Raw genomic sequence first — 26,787 nt, 5'->3', positions numbered from 1 at the left:
ATGGCCTCACGCGAGAAGAAGTTGTATTCGACGGTGCTGGTCGGCCGCTCCGGCCAGCACCGCCGCGACAAGAGAGCGGCACGCCGCGCCGCCGCTCACGCCTACGCGACCGACGCCGAGCAACGCAGAGCAGCCGCCCACGCCCTGGCCGAAGCCGAAAAAGCCGAGCGGGCAGCGACGACGTACCTGCCGCGCAGTGGGGAGCCGGGACCCGCAACGTTGCGGGCGTGGCGGCGATTCCGGCTCCCCGCCCACCAAGACACCTCCGCCACGCTCGCCGGGGCATATCCCTTCCTCGCGGAGGGTGGCCTGGGCGGTGAGGGCGTGTTCGTCGGCCAGGACCTCTACTCCGGCGGGTCGTTCGTCTTTGACCCCTGGGTTCTCTACCAACGCGGGATCATCACCGCCCCCAACGTCGTCCTCGCCGGGATCGTCGGCGCCGGGAAGTCCGCGCTGGCGAAGGCGCTCTACACCCGCTCGATCCCGTTCGGCCGCCGCGTCTACGTGCCGGGCGACCCCAAGGGCGAGCACACCCCCGTCGCCAAAGCAGTCGGCGGGCAAGCGATCGTCCTCGGCCACGGCCTCTCCAACCGGCTCAACCCCTTGGACGCCGGACGGCGCCCCTCCGGCGTCAGCGATGTTGAGTGGGAAGCGATGGTCACCGCCCGCCGACGTGACCTCATCGGCGCGCTGACCGAAACCGTGCTGGGGCGGCCGTTGTCGCCGGTCGAGCACACCGCCGTAGACATCGCCCTCAACAGGGCGGTCACCAGCTCGGAGACGCCGATCCTGCCGATGGTCGTCGATCGCATCCTCAACCCGCAGGCGGGCGAGGACGCCAGGTTGGCGGAGGACGGCCGGATCGTCGGCCACGCGCTGCGCCGTCTCGTTGCCGGGGACCTGGCGGGCATCTTCGACGGCCCCTCGACGGTCGCGTTCGACCCCGACTTGCCGATGGTGAGCCTGGACCTGTCGCGGGTGGCGGAGAACAACGCCCTGATCTCCGTGCTGATGACCTGCGCGTCGGCGTGGATGGAGTCCGCGCTGCTCGACCCCCAAGGTGGGCAGCGGTGGGTGGTCTATGACGAGGCGTGGCAGCTCATGCAACACCCCGCGCTGCTGCGAAGGATGGACGCGCACTGGCGCCTGGCTCGCTATCTCGGGATCGCGAACATGCTGATCTTCCACAAGCTCACCGACCTCGACAACGTGGGCGACCAGGGCACCGCCGCCCACGCCCTCGCCTCATCCCTGCTCGCGAACGCGGAGACGCGGATCATCTACCGCCAAGAGTCCGACCAGCTCGGCGCGACCTCGGCCATGCTGAACCTGACCGGCACCGAGCAGAAGATGCTCCCCCAACTCGGGACCGGGCAAGGGCTGTGGCGGATCAAAGACCGCTCCTTCGTCGTCCAGCACCAGCTCCACCCGGCCGAGCTGGCGACCTTCGACACCACGGCCAGGATGCGCGGTAACGCCTAGAAGTCCCCACGATTTCTGACGGGTTCGGCGGGGCATCAGTGACGTTCGCGGCCAGTGGCCGGTCTCGCAGCCTGCCTGCGCGCTACCCGGCAGGTGGACGGTCCCACGCACCTACCGGGCGTGGGACAAGCAGAACAACCCGGTGGCGGTGGCGGTGACGGCGGGCCGGTGCGCGCCCGCCACGACGCGCCCGACACCCATCCCGGCGACTCGTCGGCGGCGGCGGTGCCGGTGGTGTTGCCGCGGGCGGTTGTCACCGTCGATGACACCGGCGACGCCCGGATCGTGGTCGAGCACATCGGCCACCACGACGCGATCGACAGCCCGGACGGGCCGGTCGGCCGTGGCGAGCTGGGCGCCGTGCTGGCGGGCATCGCCGAGCAGATCGGCGGCCCTGTCCGTGTCGAGGTCCGTGAGCCGGACGGGTCGCGGTACGCCGACATCCTCCAACCCCATCCCCCGCAACCCAGGCCCGACACCGAGCATCAAAGCAACGAGTCGGATGCGGGGCCACTGTTGCGGGGCGAGGGGTTCTTGCCGGTAGAGACGGTGCTGGTCGCCGTCATTGCCACGAGCATTCATGCCGACGAACACGGCGCAGCATCCCTCGCCGACTCACCGAAGCCACCACGGCAGACGGCCGAAGTGGTCTTGCTGGGGGCGGCGTCGGGAACGATCGTCCGCGGCAGCCTCCCAACCCACCCGTTCCGCTCGACCCTCCGGTGGTGGAGACGGTGACCGGCCAAACGGCCAGGTCGGGCAACGACACTGCCCTCAACCTCGGGCTCGGGCTGATCGCCGCGCTCGGCGTGCTCGCCGCCCTAATGCGCGCGGCGGGCACTGTCGCCGCCTGGATCACCGGCACCCACCAACCGGCCAGGAACATCGGAGCGGGGCTCGCGGTACTTGCTCACCCGACCCGGCCCGCATCTGCCCTGGGGGCACCGGGGCTGAGCCCTGTCGCGTATTGGGCTGTTGTCGCCGCCATGCTGGTGGCGGTCGCGCTGATCGCCTGGCTGACGGTGCGCCTCGTCCGCTCGCACGGCGACAGCCGTGACGATCCACGACGCCGCGCCGGACTCGCCACCACGGCGCAGGTCCGCAAGCTCGCCTCCGGCCGGGCCTTGCGTCATCGGGCCGCGACGCTGCGGCCCTCGCTGCATCACCCGGCACCTTCTGAGATCGGGTACCTGCTCGGCCACGCGAAAGGACAGCAAGTGTGGGCCAGCGTTGAGGATTCGATGCTGTTGATCGGCCCTCCCCGCTCCGGCAAGGGCCTGCATGTCGTCATCAACGCGATCCTCGACGCGCCCGGCGCGGTGCTGACGACCTCAACCCGTCCCGACAACCTCACCGTCACGTTGACGGCCCGGCAGAAGGTCGGGCCGGTCGCCGTGTTCGACCCCCAACATCTCGCGCCTGGTCTGCCTGCTGGGTTGCGGTGGTCTCCGGTGCGGGGGTGTGAGGACCCGTTGACGGCGATGATCCGCGCCACCGGCCTCGCCGCCGGTACCGGCCTCGGTGGTGGCGGGGTGGAGGGCGGCGGGTTCTGGGAAGGCAAGACCGCCGCCGCCATCCAAGCCTTGCTCCACGCCGCCGCCCTGGACGGCCGCGACGCGCGGACGTTGTATCAGTGGGCGCTGAACCCGACCGCCGCCACGGATGCCGTCCATGTGCTCCAGTCCGATGGTCGGGCGGCGGAGGGCTGGGCGGACTCGCTGGGGTCGATGATCGACTCCGACCCGCGTACTCGTGACTCGATCTGGCAGGGCGTCGGCCTCGCGTTCAACGCCCTCGCCGACCCGCGCGTGCTCGATGCCGTGACCCCGCGGGAGGGTGAAGGCTTCAACCCCGACACCTTCCTGGCCGAGCACGGCACCCTCTACCTACTCGCGACCGGCGCCGGGGCCGGTGCATCGGCGGCGTTGGTGTCGGCGTTCATCGAGGACTTGACGGAGACCGCGCGCCGTCACGCCGCCCGCTCACCCGGCGCCCGCCTCGACCCGCCGCTGCTGCTCGCGTTGGATGAGATCGCCAGCCTCGCGCCACTCCCGTCCCTCCCGACTCTGATGTCCGATGGCGGCGGGACGGGGATCACGACCCTCACGGTGCTTCAGTCGATGGCGCAGGCCAGGCAGAAGTGGGGCGAGAACCAGGCCGCCGCGATCTCTGACACCGCGATCGTCAAGATCATCTTGGGCGGGGAGTCCAACAGCCGCGACCTGCAAGACCTCTCCACCCTGATCGGCGAGCGCGACGAGACCACCGACTCCACCACGACCGACGCGACGGGTGGCCGGTCGCATCAACGGTCGATCCGCCGCGTGCCGATCCTGCCGCCGGACGCGCTGCGGACGATGCCGTTCGGGCTCGGCACGATCCTGTTGCGCGCCGCGCCGCCGATCGTGACCGACCTACGCCCGTGGACCGGCCGCAAAGACGCCGACCAGCTCACCGCGCAGCGCCGCCAGATCGAGCAGACGCTACGCGCCGCCGCCTGACCCGCCAGCCGCGTAGGTGGGGAGCGGTCGCGCACCTGCCGGGTGGAGCACCGATCCCCGGTGCTCGATTCGTGACCCGAGCCTGGGAGGTACATCGTGGCGATCAAGACCGAACCGTCGATCAAGGGGTTCATCGCCAGCGACCCGCGACTGACGTTCAACGACGACGGGCAGGCACGCTTCTACGCGCGCATCGGACAGAACCACTACCACCGCGAGGAAGATGGCACCTTCACCGAGCTGGAGCCCAGCTTCCACGACCTCGTGCAGTTCGGCAAAGGCGCCGAGCTGTCCGCCGACAGGTTCATCAAGGGCGACAAGTTCATCGCCCAGGGCTACGTGCAGGACTACCGCCATGTGGTCGATGGGCAGGAGCGCACCGATGAGCAGTTCGTCGCCAAGCGCCTCGGCCATGACCCGAACCTCACCACCTACACCGTCGATCGCCGCCCCCGCGCCGAGCGGGAGGCACCGGCGGCCGAGCGCGACTCCGCCAGCCGTAGCGCCGCCCGTCCTGCCCCGGAGCAGGCCGGGGTCGAGCATGACGGTCTGGGGCGCTGATCGCCATGAGCGACCAGACCTCCGAGCAGCCTGGCAACCGGCCTTACGACTGGGCCGCCGACCCCGACAGCGGCCTGGAGTCTGAGCCGGAGCCGGACGAGATCACCGCCGAGACCGCGGACGACGCTACCGAGACTGATGTGCCGCATCCGGTCAACTGGCGCGCCCTCACGGCTGAGGACGCCGAGTACGAGTGGCTGGCCCTCAACGAGTGGGTCGATTGGCTGCGCCACGAGTTCGGGCTGCCCGCCTCGATCATCCCGCCCGCTTGGCATCGGCATCCCGAGCTGGTGTGGGAGCTGTCGGCGCTGCACCTGCACTGGCTCGGCGCCTACGACCCCGCCCAGCACGCCTCCGCCCCGATCGGATGGCTCGCCGACTTCCACGCCGCCCAAAACCGCCTACGCGAGTGGGTCGCGCTGTCCGGCACGCGCCTGGACCGGGACCGGCCGACGCGGCAGACGATCTGGCCCGGCGAGCAAGTCAACCCCCCGGCGGCGGAGACCGGGATCGTCAACCGCGATGAGGATTTCGTCGCGTTCGTGATCGCCGACGTGAACCGCCGCGCGCAGGCCGAGGCAGAGTTCCTACGCCGCGCCGAGGCAGAGGCCGAGGACCGGCCATGACGGCCACCAAGTCGCGCCACAGGTCGGCCGGTCGGCCGGAGCCGAGCTGGCGGATTCGCGCGATCCGCCGCGACCCGCTCGACCCAAGGTTGCTGGCCCGGCTGTTCATCCAGATGGCCTTGGAGCGCGCCGACACCCAGCACCCGCAGGCCGACGCCGCGACCGAGGGGGACGATCGCGCGTCCTGACCGCGCCCCTGCCGCTCGTGCCGCTGGTCGGTCGGGCGGCAGAGGTATCCTCAAGGGGTCACGCTGGCCTGGCTGGTGTGGTAGCAGAGCACATCTCTTCGGCACACCCCTCGGGTGGTGTGCTTGCCCTCTCGTCGGGGCCATCTTTTCAGGACTGACTACCCCGCCTCATCGGAAGTTCCGGCCCGGTCAGCTCACCAGAGCAACCGACGAGAGGAACATCCGATGCCGAAACGATCCACCCCCGGTCCTGACGGTCAAGCAGTGGCCGAGGACGGCGCACTGGCCGTCTCCTACCTGCGGGTCTCCACCAAGGAACAGGCCCAACGCGGCGGCCGTGACGAAGGGTTCTCGCTACCCGCGCAGCGGGAGGCGAACCAGCGCAAGGCCGAGAGCTTGGGCGCGGCGATCGTGGAGGAGTTCATCGAGCCCGGCGAGTCGGGCACCACCACCGACCGGCCCGCCCTCCAACGCCTCCTCGCGTATGTGAAGGAGCACCCGGTCGCGTACTGCATCGTCCACAAGATCGACCGGCTCGCCCGCAACCGGCTCGATGACGCGATGATCCACTACGAGCTACGCCAGGCCGGGGTGATGCTCGTCTCGGCCACGGAGAACATCGACGAGACCCCCTCCGGCATGTTGGTCCACGGGATCATGTCCTCGATCGCCGAGTTCTACTCCCTGAACCTGGCCACCGAGGTCACCAAGGGCTTGGTCCAGAAGGCAGCGGCGGGCGGCACCCCGACCAAAGCCCCGATCGGCTATTTGAACGTCCGCAAGCGTGACGAGCTGGGCCGTGACATTCGCACCATCGAGGTCGATCCCGACCGCTCCGAGCACGTCACCTGGGCGTTCTGCGCCTACGCGACCGGGAACTGGACGACCGCCCAAATCTATGAGGAGCTGATCGCCCGCGGGCTGACCACCGTCCCGACGCCGCGGCACCCGGCCAAGCCGCTGGCGTTCTCATCGGTGCATCGGATGCTGACCAACCCCTACTACAAGGGCGACGTGACCTACAAGGGCGTGACCTACGCCGGAGCGCACACGCCGATCGTGCCGATCGAGGTCTGGTACCGCGTCCAAACCGTCCTCTCCGCCCACAACAGCGCCGGGGACCGACGCCGCCGCCACGACCACTACCTCAAGGGCACCGTCTACTGCGGCGCGTGCGGCTCCCGGCTGATGATCTCCAACGCGCGCAGCGCCAGCGGGAACATCTACCCCTACTTCGTCTGCGCCGGGAGGCACAGCAAGCGGACGCACTGCACCCGCCCGGCGATCCTCGTGGACAAGGTGGAGCAACTGGTCGCCGACCACTACAAGACGATCCAGATACCCCCGGATGTGCGCCACGCCATGCTCGGGATGCTCGATGAGGAGTTCGCGGCGCTGCACGCCTCCAGCGAGACCGAACGCCACCAGCTCACCGTCGAGAAAGATCGCATCCAAGACCAGCGCCGGGCGAGCCTCCAAGCCCACTACGCCGGAGCCTTGCCCCTGGACCTGCTCAAAGAGGAGCAAGACCGCCTCGCCCGCCAGCTCGACCTCGTAACCGCCCGCCTCGACGCGCTCGACAGCACCTACGAAGAAGCCCGCACCCACCTCCAAGAATGCCTAGCGCTGGCCGGGGACTGCCAGACCGTCTACGCCTGCGGCTCAGACACGACCCGGCGGATGGCGAACCAGGCGTTCTTTACCCGCATCTACCTCGACGCCGACGACACGATCCGCACCGAGCCGACCCGATCGTTCGGGCTGCTGCTCGACCGCGACACCCAACACCAGGCGCTCGCCTGGGCCGACCAGCGCCAGAACGCGAGCAAGCGTCCTACTCGAACCCTCAACCATGATGTCGAGGGTTCGAGTAAGACGCGTGGAGTGGAGGTGGCGGGAATCGAACCCGCGTCCTCGAGCAGCGAACCAGGTCTTCTCCGGGCGCAGCTGGTGTATGTCGGTCTACTCGGCCCCTACGCTTGCACCAGCACGGTCGTAGCCAGGCCCAGCCTCAGTTGATGTCCCCGCTCAGCCCCGAGACTCAGCTCGAGCGGGTAAGTCTCCTGACGAGGCCAGATTCCGGGTCGGAGACGACCCCGGGCTGACCCTTCGATCACTGCTCAGGCAGCGAGAGCGAAGTTCGTGCGCTTAGAGTTGGCACTTATTTGTTTCCAAGGGTCGTTTACGAGTTGACCTTGGATCCTCGGCCCGCTTCTCCTGGAACTACCGTCCCAAGTCGAAACCGATCACCCCCGTGATCGTGAAGCTGTTCAGTTGTGTATTCGCTTGTCGTGTGTATTCGCTTGTCGCTATTGAGTTGTCCAGCTGTCCAGTGTAGCCGCAGACGTAACCCGTACGCACCCGGTTTGATTCCCGGGCGCGTACGGACCGCGCGTACGGGTCGGGCCGCTACTTCTCCGGCAGGACGTGCAGCTTGACCGCCTTGGTGACGGGATTGGTCCAGTTCTCCCCGTGGGCGGCCTTGACCCCGCCGACGATGGTCAGCACCGCCCACGCCACCCAGCCGAGACCGACGAGGAAACCGACCAGGCCGGAGTGGCTGATGCCCTGCAGCGCGCCGCCCACGACGAGCGCGATCAGAGCGATCAGCTGGAAGTTGAACGCCTTCGCCGATTCCTTGCGAGCAACGCTTCCGGGCCGGGAAGCGGCGTAGCCGATGCCCGGTCCCAGGACCGAGGTGAAGAGGCCGCTGAAGTGTGCCAGTGCGCCACCCGCGCTCCCCTGCTGCAAGGCCGGGAAGTTCTGCGCCGCCTGCGAGAGGCTGGATCCGTACGACCGGAAGGGGCCGGGGTCGCCGTACCCTCCCGCCGTGTTGCCGAAGGGTGCGGCGTAGGGAGCACCGGTCGCCTGGGCGGACGGCTCGACCAGGCCGTAGAAGGCGTCGTTGAGATCCTTGCGGGTGGCGGCGCCGAGCACCAGTCCGATCCTGCGATCGAACTCGGCCTCGCTGATCCGCCCTTCCGCGTAGGCCGCCTTGAGGTAGTCGGCGGCACGGTCGCGCTGCTCCGCGGTGACAGGGATGCGGAGACTCGGATGCTCGTAGCTGGCTTGCATGCTTCCAGCGTGCTCGCGCGGACCCGGCTTCGGTATCGGGCTCGACCCCAATCGGACCCGGAGACCGGGGCGGATCCGGATACGGTTAGGGCCATGAGCGAGAAACCAGAAGTTGATTTCCCGGGCGGCGAGCCGCCCACCGAGCTCCAGATCACCGACATCACCGTCGGCGACGGCGAGGAGGCCAAGCCGGGTAACACCGTCTCAGTGCACTATGTCGGCGTCGCCTTCAGCACCGGCGACGAGTTCGACGCCAGCTACAACCGTGGCGCACCGCTGGATTTCCCGCTCGGCGCGGGTTACGTGATCCAGGGCTGGGATCAGGGCGTAGCCGGGATGAAGGTGGGGGGCCGGCGTCAGCTGGTGATCCCGCCGCACCTGGGCTACGGCGATCGCGGGGCCGGTGGCGCCATCAAGCCGGGCGAGACGTTGATCTTCGTCGTCGACCTGCTCGGCGTCCGCTGAACTGACGACCTACCGGACGGGTGGGCGGCTCGTCACCAGCTCGACGAGCCGCCTCCACCTCCGCCGCCGCCGGAGAAACCGCCACCACCACCGAACGAGCTTCCGCCGCTGCCGAAACCGGAACTGCTGGAACTCGATCCGCTACTGCTGAAGCCACTGCTGCGGGCTGGGGTCGCGGCCGTGGCCAGCGAACCGGTCAGCAGTGCCGCGTCGAAGGCGCCGAGAGTCCCGTTCAGGTTGCCCAGCCATGAGGGAGCCTGTTGTGTGAGCCGTCCGGATCGGACGAGTTGCTGGCAGAGCCGCTGCCAACGGTCGGCAAGATCGAAAGCGATCGCCCAGGGGAGATACCGGGAGAAGATGTCCTCCCCCTCCTCGAATTTCAACTGGTCCGCCTCCGCGGTCGCCAGATATTGACGAAATCCCGTGACCTGGTCGGCCATGGCCCGACCCGCGGCGCTCCGACGGCCTCTGGTCCCCCGCCACAGCGGCAGTAGCACGGCACCGACCAGCGCCAGCACGGGCGGAATGATGAAAAAGATCGCAAACGGGAAACCGGGGCCGAGTTGTCCCGATGGCCAGAACGGCAGGACGACCGAAGCGAGGAGCAACGCACCCAGGCCGAGCAGGCCGAAGACGATCAGCGTCGTGAGACCGGAGGCGCTGACGGTGTCGGGGTTGGACGGCATCCGGTCGAACCAGCCGCGACGGGTGACCTCGGCCAGAGTGACCCGGCGTGCCGTCCTGGCTTCGCCGACGAGCGAACCGCGATGCGCGATGTCGCGGCGATCATGGGATTTCCGGAACAGTTCAGCCACCACAGCCGATTCCACCGCTCCGGTGGCTGCACCCTTGTCCAGCAGGTCGACCCCCAGGACCGAGTTGCCCTGCTGGGGAGCAGCGATCCGGATCGCGCCCGAGACGGCCAGCGACACCAGGACGGCCGCCGTGATCCGTTCGGAGTAGCGGCCGTCGACCAGGTAGGCCGCCTCAGCGACAGGAGTCTCGGGCGGCTCGAACCGGACCGGGATCTCGACTCCGATCGCAGACGGCCCGATGCGCGGTTGCGAGCCTGGTTCGGGCAGTGTCCCCGGCGGCAGGTCGAGAAACCGTCGGTCGGTGTTGCGCCGCCGGGCGCGGAGCAGTCCCCAACCGATGATCGCCAAGGTGATCAACAGTGACAGCACTCCACTGATCATCGTTACCGGCGTCTTCAATACCTGGCCGAACGACGCCCGCGCGACGAGGTGCGGGTGGTCATCGGAGATCAGCCCCGGTTTGATCTTGACGCCGATGGTGACGTTGTCACCGGCAGCCAGCTTCGTGGCGGTGAACTGCGCCGCCCGGGTGGTGTCCTTGGCAGCGCCGGCGCATGGAGCGTTACTGCCGACCGGACCGGCGTAGCAGCGTACGTCCTGGGCTCCGCCCGGAACCGATGCCGTGATCGTCGTCTCGTCGATCGCAGGATTGGCCGCACCGGTTGCATCCCAGTAGAGCTCGTCGTAGTTGCCCGAGGTCCGTACGGTACCGGTCTCGTCGTAGTTGATCACGTACGTCGTCGGCTGGTTCATGATCAACTGGCCGGGGTCGCCGATCCGATAGACCGTGCTGCGGTTGCGGTCCAGCGGACCACCGTTGTCGGTCGTGCTGACCTTGGTCGACACATCCGGGTCGGGGCTGGTGACCCGGAAGTTGCTGATCGTGTAGACCATGTCCTTGCCGGTCGTCGGATCAGGTTCGCGGGTGATCAACTCGCGCTGCATACCGTGGGCGATGCCGCCGAAATCCCAGGTGAACGTCTCCTGTACGTGCAGCACGCCTGCCGTGTCCAACCGGTAATTGATCTTCAGATCGGTGATCCTGCCGGCGGGATCCGCCGCTGCCGGGCCGGCGGCCACGAACAGGGTCACGAGCACGGCCGCGAGCAGCGCCGGCACCCGAAGCTTCAGCAGCGGCGTCACCAACTGCCGCCGCCGCCGCCGCCACCACCACCACCGGAGAAGCCGCCGCCACCGCCGAAGGCGCTACCGCCGCTGCCGAAGCCCGTACCGCCGAAGCCGCTACCACCCGACGACGAGGGCGCCGGTGTGGCGGCAGTCGTGAGCGAACCGGTCAGGAAGCCGATGTTGAAGGCGTTGAAGGTGCTGTACGGCCCCGCGTACCAATAGGGCGTCTGATCGGGAAGGCGGCCCATGTCCACCAGTTGCTGGCAGATCTTCTGCCAGCGGTCGGCAAGATCGAAAGCGATCGCCCAGGGCAGGTAGCGGGAGAAGATGTCCTGGCCCTCCTCGAAGCGGAGCTGCTCGGCTTCAGCGGTCGCCAGATACTGCTTGAATCCGTCGACATGATCACAGACCGCCCTGCCCTGCGCAGTCCGCTGACCGCGGCGCATCGTCCTGCGCACAATCGCCGTCGTGATGATCAGCGAGGCGATCGGGAACAGCAACAACAGCAGGACCGGTGAGAACGAGGACCCGGCACCGGCGGCCGAGTGCAGGAAGATCCAGCCGAAGATGACAACCGCGCCGATCCAACCGCCGCCGAGCGCTCGCCCGGCAGCCCGGGGAACCTTCGTGAACCATTGTTTCTGCTGGACCAAGGAGCGGGTCTGCGAGACCAGGGTCCGGTGCGCGTCAGTCATGCTGCCGCGGCTGGACAGATCGGTCACCGCACCGGCCGGCCGACCCTCGAAGATCTTGGTCAGCATCGCCGTCTCGTGCGGCCCGGACGCGCGGGACGGGTCCAGGAGTCGGACCTGATAGCCCGTGCCGTCGGCGTCCTCGATCTTGATCGCGCCGTTGACAGCAAGGGAAACCAAGGTCGCAGCGGTGTCGCGGATGTCGACCTGACCGTCGACCAGGATGCCGGCCTCGGCGACCGTGATCGGCGGCGGCGTGAACTGGACCGGAATCTCCATGCGCGGATCGGACTTGCCGACCTCGACCGGAGCGCCCGGCAGCGGCACCGTGCCGGGTGCGAGATTCAGATACCGCAGGTCGGTCGTCCGGTCCTTCGCGATCTTGCGGCCGACGAAAGGAATACCGGCGGTGATGATCAGGCCGATGATGCCGGGGATGAAGACCGCCGGCGAGGAGAGCGCGCTCACCAGACCCGCCCGGTGGACCAGGATCGGGGTGTTGTTGGTGATCAGACCAGGTTTGATCTTGACGCCGATGGTGACGTTCTGCCCCGCGGGCAGATCATCCTGACTGAAGACCGCCTGCTGGCCGTCCTTCTTGCTCGAGGTGCAGGCTGTGTTGCTCTGTACGGGTCCCGCGTAGCAGGCGACATCCTGCGCCCCGCCGGGGACCTCGGCGGTGATCTGGAGATTCTTGATGTCCGCCGACCAGTCGTTGCCTGTCGCATCCCAGTAGAGCTCGTCGTACGAACCGGACGTCCGCATCGCACCCTTGACGTCATAGGTCAGTTTGTAGCTCACGTCCTGGGAGCTGACGTAGGAGTTGGGATCGCCGATCTGGTAGGTCACCGACCGGTTGCGGGAGAACGCACCCCCGGTCGTGGACGTCGAGAAGTCGGCGCTGTCGGTCGGACTCGAGGCCGTGAAGTTGCTGATCTCGTAGACGATGTCCTTGCCGGTATCCGGATCCGGCTCTCTGGTGACGAGAGTCCGCTCGATGCCATGGCGGTCGGACGAGCCGAAGTGGTAGTCGATGTTCTCGGTCACGTGCAGCACGCCCGAGGACTCGACCTTGTAATGGATCTTGAAGCTGTTGATCACGTCGCCGGCATCGGCATGCGCCCGCGGTGGGGCACCGATGGTGAACATCAGCCCCGCGGCGAGGGCGAACAACAGCGCCAAGGCCCACCGCGAGAGCTTCCTGGGCGTCCAACCGATCCCGACGATCATGCACCAACCATACGGTGCCCGGGGGCGAACCCCTCCGGAAAGCCGCCTCAGCCGCGGTTGCGGCGGTTCCGGGCCGCGAGTGCCCGGGCCGCCTCCCGCTCCGCGTCGCGCTTGGCGATGCTCTCCCGCTTGTCGTATTCCCGCTTGCCGGTGGCGACCGCCAGCTCGAGTTTGGCGTACCCGTCCTTGAAGTAGATCGCCAGCGGGATCAAGGTCGTCCCGGACGAGCCGAGTTCCCGCTCGATCTTGGCGATCTCCTTGCGGTTCAACAGCAGTTTGCGGGTCCGCCGGGCCGCGTGATTGGTCCACGACCCATGGCTGTATTCGCCGATGTGGGCCGCGCGCAGCCAGACCTCACCGTCGTCGACGGTGGCGAACGCGTCCGCCAGCGACGCCTTGCCGTCGCGCAGTGCCTTGACCTCGGTGCCGGCCAGCACCAGGCCGGCCTCATAGGTGTCGTTGACCTGGTAGTCGTGGCGGGCGCGGCGGTTCTGCGCGACCACCAGGCGGTCGCCGCCCTTGGCTCCGGGAGCGGCCTTGCCCGGACTCTTCGTCTTCAGGCCGGCCCCGGTCGGGACCGCCTTGCTGCTCTTGGCCATTCCTCCATCTTCCCAGAGTGCTGCAAACGAGTATGTCCGGACCATACAGCCCGGTCGTGGGCTTACAGGCCGATCGCCGCCCGAGCGGCGGCCAAGGTCGCAGCGGCGGTGGCCCGCGCCCGTTCGGCACCGGAGTCGAAGGCTGAGCGTACGTCCTCGGGTGTCAGCCGCGCATACCGCTCCTGCAGCGGTTCCAGGGTCTCGATCACCGCCTCAGCGACGACCGCCTTCAGCGAGCCGAAGGAGTGATGATCATCGACGAGCTGCTCGATGGTGCCGGCGTCGCAGGCGGCACCGAGCTCGAGCAGGTTCGCCAGCCCGGGCCGGGCTTCGGGCTGGTAGCTGACTCCGGGGAACGAATCGGTGACCGCGCGCTTGATCTTGCGGCGGACCACTTCGGGGGGATCGAGAAGGTAGATCACCCCGGCCGGATTCGGGTCGGACTTGCTCATCTTGATCGTCGGATCCTGCAGATTGCGCAGGCGCAGCCCGACCGCGGGGTGGACCACTTCGGGGACGACGAAGACCGGCCCGTCCTGGCCCGGATAGTCGCGGTTGAAACGCTGGGCGAGATCCCGGGCGATCTCGACATGCTGGCGCTGATCGGCGCCGACCGGCACGGCCTCGGTCCGGTAGAGGAGGATGTCGGCCGCCATCAGCACCGGATAGCTGAGCAGCGACATCCTGGTCTCGGGCCGGCCGCGTCCCTTCTCCTTGTACTGGATCATCCGCTCCATCTCTCCGACCCGGGCCACACATTCCAGCAGGTAGTGCAGTCCGGTGTGCTCGGGGACGTCACTCTGCCGGAAGAGCGCGTACCGATCGGGATCGATGCCGGCGGCGAGCATCAGACGCTGCATCTGGAACACCGTCGACCGTAGCCGGTCGGCCCGGTGCGGCATGGTCATCGCATGCAGGTCGGAGACCCCGAAATAGCAGTCCCCCTCGGCGTCGCGCATTTGTGCCAGTGCGCCGATGTAGTTGCCGATGGTCAGCTGTCCGCTCGGCGTGATCAGGCTGAGCTGGCGCGCCGGTGGACGTCGGTCGGTGGCAGTGCCCGCTGGTGCGGATTCGGTGATGGTCATCAGTTCTCCTCGAAGTGCCCGCCGAGGGAGCCGACAACGCAACAGCCGCCCACGACGGGGCGGCTGTTTGTTTCCGGTACGTGAAGCTGGGGCCGCCCTAGACGGCCCACCAGCAACTCGTACGCGAAGTCATAACGGGAACTGTACAACCAAAATCGCGACAGCGGCAGGAAGCGGACTCCCTAGAACCACTGCATCGGGTTGATCTTGGTGCCGTCCTTCCACACCATCAGATGCAGATGGCAACCCGTGGCCCAGCCGGTCTGACCGACGTAGCCAAGCACCTGGCCCTGTTTGACGTGCTGGCCGGGATGGACGATGTAGCGCTCGGCGTGGTTCATCGAGGTGGTGATGTAATGACCGTCGATCTTGCCGTTGTCGATGATCAACCGGTTGCCGTAACCGACGTTGAAGTACTCCTGGGTGATCGTGCCGGAGTACGGGGACTCGATCGGAGTACCGCAAGCGGCGCCGAGATCGGTGCCGTCGTGCAGTTCCCAGATGTGCAGGATCGGGTGGAACCGCATCCCGTACGGCGAGGTGATCGGCGCGATCACCGGCCAGATGGCGCCGTGCGGCGCCGCGCGTCCGGTGCCCGGAGCGTCACCGCCGCCGCTACCCCTGCTCGAGCTACCGCCGCCTCCGCCACTACTGCTACTGCTGGAGGAATGCTGGCTCTGCTTCTTCGCCCGGGCTGCTGCTGCAGCGGCTGCCGCCTTCTTGGCCGCCTCAGCCTTCTTCTCGGCGGCGATCCGGGCGGCGATCTCTTTCTGGACCTTGGCGTCATCGCTCTGCAAGGCGGCGTAGTGCGCCTTGTCCGCTGCGGCGGCCTTGTCGGCGGCTGCCTGGGCGGCGGTGCGCTTCTTGACCAGGTCGGCGACCGAGGCCTTCTGCGTCTCGGCCTGCTTCTCCAGAGCCTGCTTGTTCTTCAGGCTCTTGGCCGACTCGGCCTTGTCTGCGGCGATCTTCTTCTCCAGTGCCGCCTGCTCGGCCTTGTCGGCGTCCAACTGCTTCTGCAGCTTGGTGTAGGTGTCGAATTTCTCCTGGTTGGTGTCCAGCATCGTCCGGGACAGCTGGATCCGGTTGGCCAGGTCGTTCATCGACGTACTGGTGGTCAGCAGCGCCAGAGGCATCAGATTCGACTGCTTCTGCACGTCATCACGGACGATCGCGCCCACGACGGCCTTCTGCGCAGCCAACCGCTTCTGCCCGTCCTGAACCGCCTTGACGGCCTTGGCCAGCGCGGCCTGTTGCTGCTTGAGCTGAGCGGCGAGCTGGTCGTCCTTCTTCTGCGCTGCCGCCACGGCCTGCTGCGTCTTGGTCAGCGCCGCCTGCGCATCCTTCAGCGCCTGCTCGGCCTTGGTCAGCGCGACTGCGGCGTCGGAGGCGGTCTGGGTGGACTCGCTCATCTCGGCCTTGGTCTTGCTGATCGCCTGTTGCAGCGCCTTGTGCCGGTCGTCCAGCCCGTCGGCGCTGGCGGTGGTGATCAGACCGGCGTGGCCGACAACGGCCAGCACGGCAAGTCCCACCGCCGTACGCGTCACGACGCGTCGGATCGGATTCTTGCGTTCGGTTATGCCCTTGGACGCTGGCCGAAGCCAGGCGAAGCGACCCTGCTCTGCTGGTGCCTCGCTGTCGTCCGGAACGCCGTTACCGGCGTAGGGAAGGTCCGGAACCACAGCTTTCCCCAATCAGTATCTGGTTTTCCGAACTGATTTAACCGTACGGAAGTGACTGATGGAACTGCTGTGACACGTGTGTTCTCAGATTCCAGCCGCAAACCTGAGTGTTCTTTGAGCAATCGGGGCGCCCGATCCGGCTCGTACGGGACAGTTTCGGCCCCGCTTCAGGTCGGCCCCGCTTCAGGTCGGCCCCGCCACAGGGTCCTCGCTTCCCGCCCATGCCCCCGCCTCTCGGGCACCGGAAGCGAGCGCGCCGGCGGGAAGCGGGAACGGTACGAGTTGAAGCGAGGACTCGGCGAGTGGGCCGACCGAGCTGACTTGGACGCGACCTAAACGCGGAGGTACTTGCGGGTGGTCACCAGGGTCGGGATCACGGCGAGCAGGATGCCGACGATACCGACGGCGGCCATCGCCAGGATGGTCTGGTGCCAGCCGATCCAGGCCAACGACTGGATCGACACCTGTGCCTTGCGGATGATGACGAAATACACCCCGGCGCCGAGAGTGCCGGCGGCAAGCCCCGCGCCGATCAACGCCGAGATCACCGATTCCAGGAGGAACGGCAGGGTGATGTAGAAGTTGCTCGCGCCGACCAGCCTCATGATGCCGATCTCACGTCTTCGGGCGAATGCGGTCAGCCGGATCGTGTTGCCGATCTGCAGGGCGGCGGCCAACAGCAACAGCGCCGAGGCGATGATCGTCCCCCATTGCAGCAGATTGATCCAGCTGAAGAGTGGATCCAGGATCTGTTTGAGGTCCTGGACCGCCTGCACCCCTGGTAACTGAGCGACCGAGGAGACCACGCCCGCATACTCCTGGGGGTCCTTCAGCTTCACCCGGAAGGACTCCTGCATCTGGTCCTCGGTCAGCGAGCCCTCCAGCGGGTTGCCCTTGTACGCCTTCTGGAACTCCTCGAACGCCTCGTGCTTGTCCTCGAAGTAGACACCGTTCGCCGATACCTCCGGGTTGGACTGCAGCGTCTGCCGGATGACGACCTTCTGCGCCTCGGTGGCGTCCTGGCCCGGGGTGCAGTTGTCACCGGCGACCGCCTTGGAGCACAGGAAGACGGTGATCTCGATCTTGTCGTACCACTTGCCCTTGGCCAGCCCGACCTCCTGCTGCGCCAGCAGACCAGCGCCGAACAGCGACAGCGACACCCACATCGTGACGATGACCGCCAGGGTCATCGTCAGGTTGCGCCGGAGACCGGCGCCCGCCTCGGCGAAAATATGCCTCATTCGCATGTTCGATGTTCCTCATTCCACGCTGCGGGCTGACGCCCTCGCGCTCCATTCGTCACAGCAAGGGGGACGACCCCCTTGCATCCCCCGGATCGGTACCGTCCACAGGTCTGCTCGCTGGTGATCCCTGCGGGATCGAACCTCGGGATCACGTCGCGTAGCCGTAGACGCCGCGGCTCTGATCGCGGACCACCAGACCGTCGTCGAGCTCGATGACGCGCTTGCGCATCTGATCGACGATGGTCTGGTCGTGGGTGGCCATCAGCACCGTGGTATCGGCGCGGTTGATCCGGTCGAGCAGTTTCATGATGCCGACGCTGGTCGCCGGGTCCAGGTTTCCGGTCGGCTCGTCGGCGATCAGGATCATCGGCCGGTTCACGAACGCGCGGGCGATCGCCACCCGCTGCTGCTCGCCACCGGACAACTCGTCAGGACGCCGGTCACCCTTGCCGTCCAGGCCGACCAGGTCGAGGACCTCGGGGACCACCCGGTTGATGGTGGTCTTGGACTTGCCGATCACCTGCAGGGCGAATGCGACATTCTCGTGCACGGTCTTGTTGGGCAGCAGCCGGAAGTCCTGGAACACGGTGCCGATCTGGCGGCGCATCGACGGCACCTTCCAGCTGTGCAGTTTCGCCAGGTCGCGACCGGCGACGTACACATTTCCCTGGGTGGCACGCAATTCGCGGAGAATGAGCCGCAGAAAGGTCGACTTGCCGGAGCCGGAAGTGCCGACCAGGAACACGAACTCGCCCTTGTCGATCTCGACATTCACATCGGCGAGCGCGGCACGGCGCTGCCCGTCATAGACCTTGCTGACGTTCTCGAATCGGATCACGATCTGCTATTCCCGGTTTCGGCTGGACATCCAGTGAGCATCCCTCGTACGGATACGGCGGGACGGCAAGAGTCTAGGTGAGACCTCAACCGGTTCCGGGAATTGCGACGTCCTCGGGGTGTACGTGCCTCCTCAGGATCAGACCCAGGAGCAAGCTCAGGATTCGACCGTGGATTGCGCCAGCTCGCCCCAGCCGACCCAGGAGTCGATCTCCACCCACACGCTGATCCGCGGCCGCTCGCGGTTGTCGTAGGCCTTCCCGGTGTAGTTGGTGCTGATCCGGTCGATATCGGCCAAGCCCTCGTCGTCGACCATCTCCACCACTCGGCCCTGCAGGCTGAGATGGCTGTACCAGTCGTCGCCGTTGAGGACGGTCAGCGAGACCCGTGGATCGTTGCGCAGATGGGAGAGCCGCTTGCGTTCGGCATCCATGTTGAGCAGGATCCGGCCGTTCTCATAGCCGTACCAGGTCGCCACAGTGACCGGCTGGCCGTCGCGGCGGAGCGTCGCCATCACCGCCGGGTTCGGCCGGGACAGGACTTCTTCGAGCTTCGCCGGGATCGCGCCCTTGGCCATTACGCCGCTACCTCCTGGGTCCGGCGCCAGCGGATGCCGGCGTCGAGGAATTCGTCGATCTCACCGTCGAAGACGGCATCGGGATTTGACGTCTCGTAGTTGGTACGCAGGTCCTTGACCATCTGGTAGGGGTGCAGCACGTAGGAGCGCATCTGCGCTCCCCAGCTGTTGCCGCCGTCGCTCTTCAAGGCGTTCAGCTCGGCCTCGCGCTCCTGGCGCGCTCGTTCCAGCAGCCGGGACTGCAACACCTGCAGCGCGGCAGCCTTGTTCTGCAGCTGGGATTTCTCGTTCTGGCAGGACACCACGATGCCGGTCGGCAGGTGGGTGATCCGGACTGCCGAGTCGGTGGTGTTGACGCTCTGCCCACCGGGCCCGGAGGACCGAAAGACATCGACTCGGATGTCCTGCTCGGGGATGTCGATGTGGTCGGCTTGTTCGGTGACCGGCAGCACCTCGACCCCGGCGAACGAGGTCTGCCGGCGGCCCTGGTTGTCGAAGGGTGAGATCCGCACCAGCCGGTGGGTGCCCTGCTCGACCGACAGCGTCCCGTACGCATACGGCGCCTTGACCGCGAAGGTCGCCGATTTGATGCCGGCCTCCTCGGCGTAGGACGTGTCGTAGACCTCAGCGCTGTAGTGGTGCCGCTCGGCCCAGCGCAGATACATCCGCAGCAGCATCGCCGCGAAATCCGCGGCGTCCACGCCACCGGCCTCGGAGCGGATCGTCACCAGCGCATCGCGTTCGTCGTAGTCGCCGTTGAGCAGGGTGCGGACCTCGAGCGAGTCGATCGACTTCTGCAGGCCGGCAAGCTCGCGGTCGGCCTCGGCCAGGCTGTCGGCGTCGTTCTCGGCCTGGGCCAGCTCGATCAGCACCTGGACGTCGTCCAGGCGGGACCGCAGTCCCTCCACCCGCTCCAGCTCGCCCTGCAGCGCGGACAGCCGGGAGGTCACGCGCTGGGCGTTCTCCTGGTCGTCCCACAGGTCGGGGCGCGCGACCTCTTCCTCGAGCCCGGCAATCTCGGCCTTCTTCGCCGCCGGATCGAGGACCGCCTCGATGGAGGACAGCGAGCGGTCGAGTTCGGACCAGACGGCCCCATAGTCAGTTGCCATAAGAAGGTCCACTTTAGTCGACCCGGCGTGTCGCCGCCGCCGGCCAGGTGCCGGGCCCGATTCACCCGTCCAAGCGCAGTGCGGCACGCAGGGTGGCGCGGGCAACGTCACGGCCGAACCGCTCGCGGACGAAGTCCCGCCCCGCGGCACCCATCCGTACAGCTCGGGTCGGGTCGGACAGCAGCTCGTCGATCCGGAGCGCGAGAGCCTGCGGATCGTGCGGGTCGACGACGTAGCCGGTGCTGCCATCGATGACTGTCTCCGGGGCACCGCCGGATCGGCCGGCGATCACCGGGAGCCCGGTCGCAGCAGCCTCGAGGAAGCCCAGCCCGAGACCCTCCGGATTGAGCCCCGCCAGCCGGGTCCGGACCGGCAGTGCGAAGATCGTCGCCTGCTGCAGCAGCCCGGGGACCGCCTCGCGGGGGACCCGGCCGGCGAAGCGTACGGAGCCCTCGAGGCCGAGCCGGCGAGCCAGCCGACGCAATCGGCGCTGATCCGGACCATCGCCCACCAGCAGCAATTCCGCGTCACGATGGACCTCGCGCAGCGCCCAGGCCCGCAGCAACACGTCGAAACCCTTCTGGGCAACCATCCGTCCGACGGCAATGACGATCGGCTGCTCGGCCGGATGATCATGGGCCGGATGGAACCGGTCGGTGTCGATCGGCGGTGCGATCCTGATCATGCGCCCGCGGGCGGAGCCGGACAGGGCGGGCGCGATCCGTGCTCGGGTGTAGTCGGAGATCGTCGACACGTGATCGACCGCATCGCCCATCCGGCGCAGCAGGGCCGACGGCCCGGGAAGTGTCGCCCACCAGCTCTCGTGACCGTGGCTGATCGCCAGCAGTTCCGCGGCACCGGCCGTTCGTAACCGAGGCCCCAGCAGGGCCAGCGGCGCCATCGCCCCGAAGATCACCCGACGGATGCCGTACTCCCCCAGCAATCCGGCTGCGACATCGGCCACCCGTGGCGTCGGCAACAACAACCGGCCTGTCCTGATCACCGGGAAGTCCAGTTTCCGATCATGGTCCCGCCAGCCGGATGTCCATCGGGTCAGGACCAGCACATCATGATCGAGAAGGTCGCAGACATCGGCGACGAAGCCCTCGATACCGCCGACGGTCGGCGGGAAGTCATTCGTGATGATCATGGTCGCGACCATGATCAGATCCGGCCGCGTTTCGCGGCAGTCTGCAAGTAGTGCTGCCAGCCGGTGACCAGTTGGTGGGAGCTGATCCCGAAGACCGTACGGGCAGGCCCCGCGATCGCGCCGTCCCGGGAGGCGTCGACGGCCGCGTAGAACCTCCACAGCTTGGACTCGCCGTAGGTCGCGGCCAGATAGTGGCAGGCCAACCATGCCTGCGCGTAGGTGCGGTTGAGGTCGTGGCTGCCGGCGGTGAAATCCGCCTCGGTGGGCAGTCTCGACGGCGGCCCATTCCGCTTCACGTCGGACAGCACGTCCGCGGCGGCCAGCTGGGCCGCCTGCGGGTAGGCTAGGTAGGCGATCTGGTCGGCGTAACCCTCCACCAGCCAGGACGGCGACGGAGAGGTGGGCGATCTGGTCGCCACGTGCACCGTCTCGTGGGCCAGCACGATGGCGGTCGACAACGAGGATGCCGCGCCGGACTTGTTGATCATGATCCGGATCGGCGCATCCTTCGGGTCGCTGCCGTCCGGCCAGCTGATCCCGGCCAGTGCGGAATCGGCGCCCTGCTCGACCCCGAGCGATTGCTCGACCAGGTGCTCGTTGCTGGGCACGATGATCACCAACTGGTGGTTCCAGTCGGCGCCGCGCAGTCGCGGCACGTCATGGGAGATCGCGGTGTTGGCCGCTGTCACCCAACCCCCGGGATCGATCCCGTCGCCGGTGATCACCGTGGCCGCGCCCCGGTGGGCGTAGTGCACCGGCTCGAGGACCCACAACGGGGTCGGCTGTGGCGTGCTGGGACCGTCCACGACGCCGGCCCAGCGCAGCTCGGAGTGCTCGCGGATGATCGTCATCCAGATCCGTTGGTTGCTTGGCACCCGGTCGCCCGGCACCGACCAGGTGACCTGTACCTGTGCGGCATACGCATCGGCGCCCAGGATCCGGGCCCGTTTGGTGGACACATCCCGTCGCTTGCCCGTCGCGGTGAAGGCCAGGTCATCGGGAGAGATGGTCCGCAGGTTGTCGAAGATCATCCCGGCGGTGCTGGTGAAGCCGGGGTCCCGGTCCGAGACCAGGGCCAGGAAGTCGGATCGGTTGCCCTGGTCGGCCGTCGCGACCAGGCCGGTCAGCAGTCGGCCCAGATTCGTGGCGGTCGGGCTCGCGGTCCGGCTCGGATGGGCGCCGGGGCTCGGTGAGGTGGTGTTCGGGGTCGAAGCGGTGGTGTCGGACCGGGACACCGGGCTCGGGCTGCCTGCGCCCGGCGACTGCCCGGGCGCGCTGCCGGACGTGGTCCGGCAGCCGGTCAGCAGACCGACCGGGAGCGCCACGGTCAGCAGAGCCACCACCAGCAGCCGACGTACGGCTCCACGTCCCGGTCGGCTTGTTGTCGAAAGGCCGGTTGTCGAAAGGCCTGTCGGCGAGGGATCGGCCGGCGAGGGATCAGGCAGGGCGGCGGGCACCGACGAACGGCATGTAGCTCAGCTGGGTGTATTCCACCGAGGCACCCGGATGCGGTGCGTGGATGATGACGCCGTTGCCGACGTAGATACCGACGTGGCTGGGCGCGCTGCTGTTGTAGAAGAAGACCAGATCGCCCGCTTGCAGCTGGTCCCGGCTGACCGGAGTGCCGTCGTGGAACTGCGCCTCGGAGGTCCGGTCGAGCTGGACGCCCGCCGCCTTCCAGGCCGCCATCGTCAGTCCTGAGCAGTCGTAGGAACCCGGCCCGGTAGCTCCGAAGACGTACGGCTTGCCGATCTGAGCCTTGGCGAAGGCGACCGCGGCCGCGCCCTTGCCCGAGGATGGTGCGCTGGAGCCGGTCAGATCGTCCTGGGACTCGGAGCTGCTTCCGTTCTTGCTGTCGGACTTGTTGTCGTTGGCATCATTGGTCGACGTGGCCGCCTGAGCGTCCTTGGCCGCCTGGTCGGAGGCCTTCGTCTCCTGGTCCTGGATCGCCTGCCGCTGCTCGGCCGTCAGCTTGTCCAGCACCGCGGTGGCGGCATCGACCTTGTCGTCGGCCTTCTTCTTCAGCGCGCCGAGTTGGGTCTTCTCCGCCTTCAGCGTGGTGATGTCGGCTTCGGTCGAACGCTGCAGATCTGCCAGATTCGCCTGCTCGACCTGGTAGTTCTGCAGCGCGGTGTTCTGGTTCTGGTTGATCTTCTCGATGGTGGCGAACTGGTTCAGGAATCCGGCCGGATCACGGGTCAGGAACAACTGAGCCCGGGCATCCAGACCCTGGTTCTGGAATTGGGCCAGTGCGACTTTCGAGATCTGACTGCGCAGCTTGGCCACCTGTGCGGTCTCGGTCTTCAGATCAGCCTGCTTGTCCTTCAGGTCCTGCTCGCTCTTGTCGAGCTTCTCCTTCAGAGCGAGGTAGTCCTGGTCGGCCGCCTCCGCCTCCTGCTGCAGCTTGTCGACCTGTGCCTTGGCCTGCGCCACGGTCTGCGGCGCAGGATCCGCGGTCGCAACCGTTGGGGCGACGAGGAAGACCGACGCCGACAATGCCATGCCCGATGCGACGGCAACCGTGCCTCGTCGCAATCCCCGCTGCTGCAGCCAGCCTGAGGTCACGCGCAGTCCTTCCCACTTCTCGACCATGCCCGGAGGCGTGTGGTGGTCCGCTCCGTCGACGGCACCGCAACCTGGGTACCGACCCGCCACCCAACGTGTCGGAGCGATGGGAGCACTTTAGGTCACGATTTGATCACTGGCAATCCGGCCACCGGATTTTGGTCCTTCCGGACCCCAGCAATTGCTCAGCAACACCGCCGGCCCGGACCGATGTGGTCCGGGCCGAACGGGTTGACGCCTCACTCAGCGCACTGGTCCACAGAAGTGATCAGCGCAGCAGCTCGATCGAAGACGCCCAGTTGGTGAACTTCGGCTTGGTGTTGCCCTTGGAGCCCGGGAATGCGGACGCGTCGGCGCCCTTGTAGCCCGGCTTGCCCCACATCAAGAAATAGTGGTTGCCCCGATTCCACACGCTCTCGATGTTGTTGTTCATCCCACGCGGGCCGGTCTTGTCCCCCAGGTTGTAGTCGCCCTTCTTGTAGGTGGCCATCGTGCCGGTGCCGTTCTTGCCGGTGAAGACACAGAGATCGCCCTTAGGACAGCGTGCCCAGCCGGTGGCTGCCTCGGCAGGGGTCGCGGCGGCGATTCCTGCCGCTCCGATCGCCGAGACCGCGGCCAGCGCCGCAGCACCACGGATGATCGTCTTCTTCAAGCTCATGGAATTTTCCTTCCGTCGGGTACAGAACTGTGTTCCGCAATGACGCACACCTCCGGAGTTCGGTTCCCTCGACTCGGCGCTCGCGGTGTCCGCCCGCCGAAGCTCGTCGGGCCCAGCGCGCTGTCAGAAGCCGTCGGCCGGCCAGGGCTCTGCCGACAGGAAGACCGAGACCACGCACTCGGCACAGCTGGCATCGGGTACTTCGCCGGCAGCCACCGGGCAGCCCTGACAGTCCAGGCGCGTGGGCGGCAATTCGGGTTCGAAGCCAGGCAGCAGCTCAGCATCCAGCGCTCGTCCGTTGCTCACAGGGGTCAACTCACTCATGACAGTCACGATGACCGGACCCTCTGACAGTCGAACTCAACAGTCGAGCTCACAGTCGAACGTCTGCACGGTTGTGTCAGTGCCGTCCTCTAGCGTCGCGTCCATGGAAGCCGCCGGTCACAAGGTCCGTCCGAACACGCTGCAGGACTCGTTCGACGATCTCGGGGTGCCGCTGGCCGAAACCACCTTCTGTGTGGTTGACCTGGAGACGACCGGCGGTGCCGAAACCGATGCGATCACCGAGTTCGGCGCGGTGAAGGTCTGCGGGGGCGAGGTTCTCGGCGAATTCCAGACGCTGGTCAACCCGCACACCCACATCCCGCCGTTGGTCGCAGTGCTGACCGGCATCACCAACCAGATGGTCGCCGCCGCGCCACCCATCGACCAGGTGTTGCCCGCCTTCCTGGAATTCGCCCAGGGCACTGTGCTGGTCGCCCACAACGCCCGCTTCGATGTCGGCTTCCTCCGCCGCAACTGTGCCGCACTCGGCTACCCGTGGCCGAAGTTCGGCGTGTTGGACACGGTCGCCCTGGCTCGTACGATCCTGCTCGCCGACGAGGTGCCGGACTGCCGGCTCTCCACCCTGGCCCGGTATTTCCATACCGCGGTCACGCCGGACCATCGCGCTCTGCACGACGCTCGGGCGACGGTCGACGTCTTGCATGCCCTGATCGAGCGGGTCGGCAATCTCGGGGTCGGGACGTACGAGGAGCTGCGCGAATTCACCCGGAAGGTCTCGCCGCAGCGGCGCTCCAAGCGCAGCTGGGCCAAGGATCTGCCCGAGGAGCCGGGCGTCTACTTCTTCGTCGCCGACGACCAGTTGTCCGGCGACCCCGCCGACCGCCAGATCCTTTACGTCGGCAAGAGCGGCAACCTGCGCAAGCGGGTGCGCAGCTACTTCACCGCATCGGAGAAGCGGCCCCGGATCGAGGAGATGATCCGCGTCGCAACCGGAGTCGAGGCCCACCCGTGTCAGACGCCGTTGCACGCCGAGGTCACCGAGCTGCGGATGATCGCGGCCCACGCGCCGCGCTACAACCGCCGGTCGAAATTCCCCGAGCGCCAGCACTGGATCAAGATCACCGCCGAGGCGTTTCCCCGGCTCTCCCGCGTCACCCAGGTCCGCGACGACGGCACGACCTATTTCGGTCCGTTCGGCCGCAGACAGCAGACCGACGACGTGATCGACGCGTTGTACGACGCCTTCCCGATCCGGCAGTGCACGACCAAGCTGTCGCGGACCCGACCCAGTCCGTCCTGTGCCCTGGCAGGGATGCACCGCTGTGTGGCTCCGTGTGACGGATCGGTGAGCTTCGAGGGGTACGGCGACCTGGTCGAGCAGGTACGCACCACGCTGACCCGCGATGTCCGCCCGGCTTGTCGAGCACTGCGCGCTCGGCTGCGCCGTCTGGTCGCCGAGCAGCGCTACGAGGAGGCAGAGCTGCTGCGCCGGCGGCTCAGTGCGCTGTTGGATGCGGCCCGGCGGTTCCATCGGGTGACGAGTCTGGCGGGCTGCGCACAGATCGTCGCGGCCCGCTGGGAGGCGCGGCCGGGCTCCAGCGATGAATGGCACCTGCATGTGATCCGCCACGGAAGGCTTGCGGCCGCCGGGGTCGCGCGGCCGGGAGATGTGCCGCAGGCGGTCGCCCGGATGCTGGTGGCGACCGCCGAAACGGTGCCCGAGCCGACCGGACCGCGATCGGCGGCCACCGTCGAGGAGACCTTGCGGATCGCCGACTGGCTCGAGCAACCCGGTGTCCGGCTGATCGACATCGACGGCGACTGGGCCTGGCCGCTGTACGGCGTGCTCAGCCACGAGGCGTTGGTCGGTGAGCTGCTCGGTGGGTCGCCCGAAGCGGATCAGGGCGAGAAGGATGGGACCGGGGAGCGGCCCGCCTGGGATTAGGATCACCACCATGGTGACCGCGATCGTTTTCGTGAAGGCCGAGGTAGCCCGGATCCCGGAGGTGGCCGAGGCGATCGCGGCGCTGCCGGGCGTCAGCGAGGTCTACTCGGTGACCGGGGCGGTGGATCTGATCGTGATGGTGCGGGTGAAGAACCACGACCAGGTCGCCGAGGTGGTGGCCGACCAGCTCAACAAGGTCTCCGGGGTGCTGAGCACCGAGACCCATATCGCCTTCCGCGCCTACTCGGTGCACGACCTGGAAGCCGCGTTCTCACTCGGCGCGGCGTGACG

24 protein-coding genes, 1 other RNA gene and 1 pseudogene are annotated in these 26,787 nt (G+C 67.5%); 10 read left to right on the top strand and 16 right to left on the bottom strand.

Annotated elements, in window-relative coordinates:
• The 7 genes and pseudogenes from IEY07_RS01680 to IEY07_RS24620 form a co-directional block, all read left to right on the top strand.
• The gene (locus tag IEY07_RS01680) at positions 1-1,482 is read left to right on the top strand and encodes a putative type IV secretion/conjugal transfer ATPase (RefSeq protein WP_188893432.1); all 1,482 of its coding nucleotides are present in this window, start codon (positions 1-3) and stop codon (positions 1,480-1,482) included.
• Positions 1,483-1,602: 120 nt separating this feature from the next.
• Entirely contained in the window at positions 1,603-2,220 is a 618-nt protein-coding gene (locus IEY07_RS01675) for a hypothetical protein (protein ID WP_188893431.1), read from the top strand.
• Positions 2,208-3,983: a type IV secretory system conjugative DNA transfer family protein gene (locus IEY07_RS01670; protein ID WP_229669602.1), complete on the top strand. Its 1,776-nt coding sequence runs from the start codon at positions 2,208-2,210 to the stop codon at positions 3,981-3,983. The genes IEY07_RS01675 and IEY07_RS01670 overlap by 13 nt, the downstream gene beginning before the upstream one ends.
• Positions 3,984-4,079: 96 nt before the next feature.
• Entirely contained in the window at positions 4,080-4,544 is a 465-nt protein-coding gene (locus IEY07_RS01665) for a single-stranded DNA-binding protein (protein WP_188893430.1), read from the top strand.
• A 5-nt stretch (positions 4,545-4,549) separates the two neighbouring features.
• Positions 4,550-5,170, top strand: a complete 621-nt coding sequence (locus tag IEY07_RS01660) for a hypothetical protein (protein WP_229669601.1) — start codon at positions 4,550-4,552, stop codon at positions 5,168-5,170.
• Entirely contained in the window at positions 5,167-5,358 is a 192-nt protein-coding gene (locus IEY07_RS01655) for a hypothetical protein (RefSeq protein ID WP_188893429.1), read from the top strand. The genes IEY07_RS01660 and IEY07_RS01655 overlap by 4 nt, the downstream gene beginning before the upstream one ends.
• Positions 5,359-5,583: 225 nt before the next feature.
• Positions 5,584-6,624, top strand: a pseudogene (locus IEY07_RS24620) (recombinase family protein); the annotation flags it as partial.
• A gap of 616 nt (positions 6,625-7,240) precedes the next feature.
• Here the strand turns inward: IEY07_RS24620 and ssrA are convergent.
• Both ssrA and IEY07_RS01635 read right to left on the bottom strand, forming a co-directional pair.
• Positions 7,241-7,612, bottom strand: a transfer-messenger RNA (tmRNA) gene (gene ssrA / locus IEY07_RS01640).
• A 155-nt stretch (positions 7,613-7,767) separates the two neighbouring features.
• Positions 7,768-8,433, bottom strand: a complete 666-nt coding sequence (locus IEY07_RS01635; protein ID WP_188893428.1) for a DUF1707 and DUF4870 domain-containing protein — start codon at positions 8,431-8,433, stop codon at positions 7,768-7,770.
• A 93-nt stretch (positions 8,434-8,526) separates the two neighbouring features.
• Between IEY07_RS01635 and IEY07_RS01630 the strand changes: the two genes are divergently transcribed.
• Positions 8,527-8,898 carry an FKBP-type peptidyl-prolyl cis-trans isomerase gene (locus tag IEY07_RS01630; protein WP_188893427.1) on the top strand — a complete coding sequence of 124 codons (372 nt, stop codon included), beginning with the start codon at positions 8,527-8,529 and terminating at the stop codon, positions 8,896-8,898.
• Between the two features lie 32 nt (positions 8,899-8,930).
• Here the strand turns inward: IEY07_RS01630 and IEY07_RS01625 are convergent, their stop codons facing one another.
• The 14 genes from IEY07_RS01625 to IEY07_RS01560 form a co-directional block, all read right to left on the bottom strand.
• The gene (locus IEY07_RS01625) at positions 8,931-10,856 is read right to left on the bottom strand and encodes a DUF2207 domain-containing protein (RefSeq protein WP_188893426.1); all 1,926 of its coding nucleotides are present in this window, start codon (positions 10,854-10,856) and stop codon (positions 8,931-8,933) included.
• Positions 10,853-12,763 carry a DUF2207 domain-containing protein gene (locus IEY07_RS01620; protein ID WP_188893425.1) on the bottom strand — a complete coding sequence of 637 codons (1,911 nt, stop codon included), beginning with the start codon at positions 12,761-12,763 and terminating at the stop codon, positions 10,853-10,855. Before IEY07_RS01620 ends, IEY07_RS01625 begins: the two co-directional genes overlap by 4 nt.
• Before the next feature lie 47 nt (positions 12,764-12,810).
• Positions 12,811-13,362 (bottom strand): SsrA-binding protein SmpB, encoded by a 552-nt coding sequence (gene smpB / locus IEY07_RS01615; RefSeq protein WP_188893424.1) that lies wholly within the window; start codon positions 13,360-13,362, stop codon positions 12,811-12,813.
• Between the two features lie 62 nt (positions 13,363-13,424).
• Positions 13,425-14,447 carry a tryptophan--tRNA ligase gene (gene trpS / locus IEY07_RS01610; RefSeq protein ID WP_188893423.1) on the bottom strand — a complete coding sequence of 341 codons (1,023 nt, stop codon included), beginning with the start codon at positions 14,445-14,447 and terminating at the stop codon, positions 13,425-13,427.
• A 182-nt stretch (positions 14,448-14,629) separates the two neighbouring features.
• Positions 14,630-16,126: a M23 family metallopeptidase gene (locus IEY07_RS01605; protein ID WP_188893422.1), complete on the bottom strand. Its 1,497-nt coding sequence runs from the start codon at positions 16,124-16,126 to the stop codon at positions 14,630-14,632.
• 332 nt (positions 16,127-16,458) lie between these two features.
• Positions 16,459-17,367, bottom strand: a complete 909-nt coding sequence (ftsX, locus tag IEY07_RS01600; protein WP_373288796.1) for a permease-like cell division protein FtsX — start codon at positions 17,365-17,367, stop codon at positions 16,459-16,461.
• A 151-nt stretch (positions 17,368-17,518) separates the two neighbouring features.
• Positions 17,519-18,208: a cell division ATP-binding protein FtsE gene (gene ftsE, locus IEY07_RS01595; RefSeq protein ID WP_188893421.1), complete on the bottom strand. Its 690-nt coding sequence runs from the start codon at positions 18,206-18,208 to the stop codon at positions 17,519-17,521.
• Positions 18,209-18,364: 156 nt separating this feature from the next.
• Positions 18,365-18,784 (bottom strand): PPOX class F420-dependent oxidoreductase, encoded by a 420-nt coding sequence (locus IEY07_RS01590; RefSeq protein WP_188893420.1) that lies wholly within the window; start codon positions 18,782-18,784, stop codon positions 18,365-18,367.
• Entirely contained in the window at positions 18,784-19,893 is a 1,110-nt protein-coding gene (prfB, locus tag IEY07_RS01585) for a peptide chain release factor 2 (RefSeq protein WP_188893419.1), read from the bottom strand. Before prfB ends, IEY07_RS01590 begins: the two co-directional genes overlap by 1 nt.
• A 61-nt stretch (positions 19,894-19,954) precedes the next feature.
• A complete protein-coding gene (locus IEY07_RS01580; protein ID WP_229669598.1) occupies positions 19,955-21,043 on the bottom strand; it encodes a glycosyltransferase family 4 protein in 1,089 nt (362 codons plus the stop codon).
• 14 nt (positions 21,044-21,057) lie between these two features.
• Positions 21,058-22,383, bottom strand: coding sequence for a gluzincin family metallopeptidase (locus IEY07_RS01575; RefSeq protein WP_188893417.1), 1,326 nt, complete (start codon positions 22,381-22,383; stop codon positions 21,058-21,060).
• Positions 22,384-22,480: 97 nt separating this feature from the next.
• The gene (locus IEY07_RS01570; RefSeq protein ID WP_188893416.1) at positions 22,481-23,608 is read right to left on the bottom strand and encodes a C40 family peptidase; all 1,128 of its coding nucleotides are present in this window, start codon (positions 23,606-23,608) and stop codon (positions 22,481-22,483) included.
• Positions 23,609-23,876: 268 nt separating this feature from the next.
• On the bottom strand, positions 23,877-24,266 hold the full coding sequence (locus IEY07_RS01565) for a peptidase inhibitor family I36 protein (protein WP_188893415.1): 390 nt from the start codon (positions 24,264-24,266) through the stop codon (positions 23,877-23,879).
• Positions 24,267-24,389: 123 nt separating this feature from the next.
• Positions 24,390-24,590 (bottom strand): hypothetical protein, encoded by a 201-nt coding sequence (locus IEY07_RS01560; protein WP_188893414.1) that lies wholly within the window; start codon positions 24,588-24,590, stop codon positions 24,390-24,392.
• Between the two features lie 103 nt (positions 24,591-24,693).
• Between IEY07_RS01560 and IEY07_RS01555 the strand changes: the two genes are divergently transcribed.
• Together IEY07_RS01555 and IEY07_RS01550 are read left to right on the top strand one after the other, a co-directional pair.
• Positions 24,694-26,496, top strand: coding sequence for a DEDD exonuclease domain-containing protein (locus tag IEY07_RS01555; RefSeq protein WP_188893413.1), 1,803 nt, complete (start codon positions 24,694-24,696; stop codon positions 26,494-26,496).
• 10 nt (positions 26,497-26,506) lie between these two features.
• Positions 26,507-26,785: an Lrp/AsnC family transcriptional regulator gene (locus IEY07_RS01550; protein WP_188893412.1), complete on the top strand. Its 279-nt coding sequence runs from the start codon at positions 26,507-26,509 to the stop codon at positions 26,783-26,785.
• Positions 26,786-26,787 lie beyond the last annotated feature (2 nt).

It is taken from the genome of Microlunatus endophyticus, assembly GCF_014646195.1.
In the GTDB taxonomy this organism is placed as follows: domain Bacteria; phylum Actinomycetota; class Actinomycetes; order Propionibacteriales; family Propionibacteriaceae; genus Microlunatus; species Microlunatus endophyticus.
This window is presented reverse-complemented; position numbering and strand designations above follow the sequence as displayed.